We start from the raw sequence: 3,306 nt of genomic DNA on the forward strand, positions 1-3,306 counted from the left end.
GCTGCGGCACTCTATTATCATTCAAAAGTGAAAGCTGATGATCATGCAACTGGAATCTACTTCTTTGAAGTTTTACGAAAAGTAGAAGCTGAAAAGTAGCTTAGTACCTAAAAATTTGAAAGTTAGATTTTAAGTCTAACTTTCAAGAGGCAAAGTATTGCGTACAAGTTGGAATTTTCTTGTATTCTAATTTTCTAAACTAAATTTTAAAATTCTTTCAGTCACTTTTAACGAATCTAGTCCAATAAATTTATTTTCTAATACTTGATTGATTCTTTCATAATCTACACTAGGATGTATTTCTTTTACTAACTCTAGCGTCATTTCAGCACCTCGATCCATCGAGTGCGCTCCCGATATTAGCAAAATATCATTCCTACCTAACTGCTCAACACCGGATTTCAATGCCCCTTCGAGTTCTTCAAATAAAACAACTTTAATTTCATTTTGACTCAGAACCTTTAAAAAAGCAGCTAGTTCTTCCGTAGTGACTTCATCTTTCTTTTCTACATTTGATGATGCTGTTGTTAAAATGATTTTTTTAATTTTCATTTTATGAAACCACGTTACTAAAGATTCCGCAATCTCTGTACTATGCTCAGGTCCATTACTTCCTCTGATTGCATGTACAAGATGTAGCTTATTGTAGTCTAAATGGCTAATGGTTTCCATACAAGAATCAATATTATTTTGATTCAATAACAAATCGTCTATCACCTTAAATTCTTTATCATAAAGGATATGAAACCGTCTTTCTACACCACGGAAATTTTTTATTCCTCGCTGAACAGAATCGAGTGGTATATCGTTAACCAACCCCGTGATGAGCGCAGTGAGTGTATTGTAGATAGAATGATAGCCTGGAACGGATATCTCTAAATCGAAAATTGCAGGTTTAATCGTTTTTCCACTTAAAGTACTAAAGGAATTTTGAATGGTCACCGTAAATAATGGCACTCCTAAAGAGAACCGAATATCTGAAACAGCGATTGTTCCCATCTGATTATCGATTCCAAAAGTGACAACTTGAGCCTTAGTCTCTTTCTCTAAAGGAATGAGCAACGGTTCATCAATATTCAAAATAGCTATACTTTTTTTAGAAGCATTTCTGATCAAGGATGCTTTAGCGTCAAAATAAGCATCAAATGATTTATGCAGTTTGATATGTTCTGGACTAATGTTCATAAAAGCTACTACATCAAATTCAGTATGGTAAACGCGTTTAAGTTCTAGCGCTGAGGAAGAAACCTCCATAGAAACATGTGTGATTTCACGATCCCTCATCTTTGCAAAATGCTGCTGTAAATTATACGATTCCGGAGTCGTTAATCTGCTCATTTCGATTTCTTTATCCATTTTAACTAAGATAGTCCCTATTAAACCTGATTTTAATTGGTAGGTCTTGAAAATTTCTTCTATAATACCTATAATCGTCGTTTTCCCATTAGTAGCCGTTACTCCAAATACACTCATTGCCCTAGAAGGATTGCAAAAATAATTACTTGATGCAATAGCTAAGGCTTCTCGAGTATCTGAAACTTTGAGTTGAAGAACATCTATATCCTCAATGAAATGATCGACAATAAGAACCGTTGCTCCTTGGCTTACCGCATGATGAGCATAATTATGACCATCTGTTTCGTAACCTTTAATGCAGACAAATAAGGTATCTTCAGTTACTTCTTTTGAATGGTAGGCGATTGTTTTAATCTCTATTTCATCTAATTCCGCTAGTCGCTTCTTGGGTTTACTAGAATTAATTTCTATCGATTTCAATAATTCAGTTAAGTTCATGCTAATCAATACTCCTCCAGTAATTGTGTGCAGTGTTTAGTAAGCGCTTTTAGGGACGAGTTAGCTTGAATCTATTAGTAGTGATTAGCTTACTATTTTATCTATCGCCTGTCATATTATTTGCTCAGATTTCTACATATGCTATATGGACCTACTATAAAGAGGCTCATAACCAGGCTCATTTTGGAAAAATAGATCTTTATTATTTCTGGAGCAAGGAGTTGGATACGATCTTCTCAATTGAACAAATCCAGTAATTGTTAAATAAAACCTTATAACGCGAAGAACTTATGAGATTCAATACAAATTTTTTTATTCGTTCATCTCATAAGTTAAGTCTATACTATTCAAATTAATTGGTTCGTTTTTCTTCTTCTGTCAATACTGTCTTAGCTATTCCTTTTCCAAAAGTCTTTATAAGCTCTATCAAAGCTAGTTTATCAGCTTCATCAAAATCGCTCAATAATTCATCTAAGTAGTCCATATGTTCTAAGTGAACGTCCATAAATTTTCTTTTACCTTCTTCGGTTATTTGAATCCAGAATACTCGTTTATCACAGTCATCTTGAATTTTTTCTACATAGTTTAATTTTAATAATTTACTAACTGTATGAGTTATGGTTCCACTGCTAATAGCTGCTACTTCACCAAGCTTTTGAGTCTTAGCTCTCTTAACCTCATTTAAATAAGCTAGTATTGGATATACACTGTAGGGCATGCCTAACTCTTCAAGATTTTTACCTAAGCTTTCTTGAAATGAATGAGCCATTTTCCCAAACACAACCATTAACTTAACATTTGTATTCATCACTTTTCCTCCAATAAACAGGCTGATCTTTCGCCATGCGTAATCTATATTTTTTTTTTAATGCTCTTTACGTTAAAAAACGGACTCTCTTCTTACTTTACCATTAGAAGAAATAATTATCTTCTTAGAAGTATAAAAACTGACTTTTTTTATTTTCTTCTTAGCAGAGCAAGTTAGGCTTAATAAAAAGAATGATCTGTCTAAATTTGACTTTCAACTAAATTATTTTATTATTTGATAGTTTTTTAATTATCTTTATGTTAAGATAATTGTATCATAAAATTTATCTTAATGAAAAGATAGTTTTAGTTTGATTTAAGATATCTCACAATTGAAGCTTAACTGCCTATGCAGCATAAGTAATTGTACACTTCTTAAGTCATATAATTTGAAGGAGGAATTTACACGTGAAAAATCAATACACAGATTTATTAAAAGAACGCCGTTCCATTTATGCTCTAGGAAAGAATGTATCCGTATCAAATGAACAAATTTTAGACTTAGTTAAAGTAGCGATGAAAGAAAGCCCATCATCATTTAATTCTCAAACATCCCGTGCAGTTGTCCTATTTGGAGACTCACACGATAAATTATGGGATCTTACTGAAACAGCTTTAAAATCAGTTATTCCTGAAGGACAAGATTTTGCTCCAACAGTTGGTAAACTAAACTCTTTCCGTGCTGGTTATGGAACAGTTTTATTC

General features: G+C 32.8%; 3 protein-coding genes. 1 reads left to right on the forward strand and 2 read right to left on the reverse strand.

What is annotated here, in order from left to right; all coding sequences use genetic code 11:
- Positions 1-186: 186 nt before the first annotated feature.
- Both WBF61_RS05070 and WBF61_RS05075 read right to left on the reverse strand, forming a co-directional pair.
- Positions 187-1,794, reverse strand: coding sequence for a Mur ligase family protein (locus tag WBF61_RS05070; protein ID WP_424254498.1), 1,608 nt, complete (start codon positions 1,792-1,794; stop codon positions 187-189).
- A 352-nt stretch (positions 1,795-2,146) separates the two neighbouring features.
- Entirely contained in the window at positions 2,147-2,602 is a 456-nt protein-coding gene (locus tag WBF61_RS05075) for a MarR family winged helix-turn-helix transcriptional regulator (RefSeq protein WP_424254501.1), read from the reverse strand.
- 407 nt (positions 2,603-3,009) lie between these two features.
- On the opposite strand from WBF61_RS05075, the gene WBF61_RS05080 reads away from it, so the two are divergent.
- A partial coding sequence (locus tag WBF61_RS05080) for a nitroreductase family protein (RefSeq protein WP_424254503.1) occupies positions 3,010-3,306 on the forward strand: 297 nt, incomplete at its 3' end.

The sequence above is a fragment of the Carnobacterium sp. genome (assembly GCF_049673005.1).
Taxonomy (GTDB): domain Bacteria; phylum Bacillota; class Bacilli; order Lactobacillales; family Carnobacteriaceae; genus Carnobacterium_A.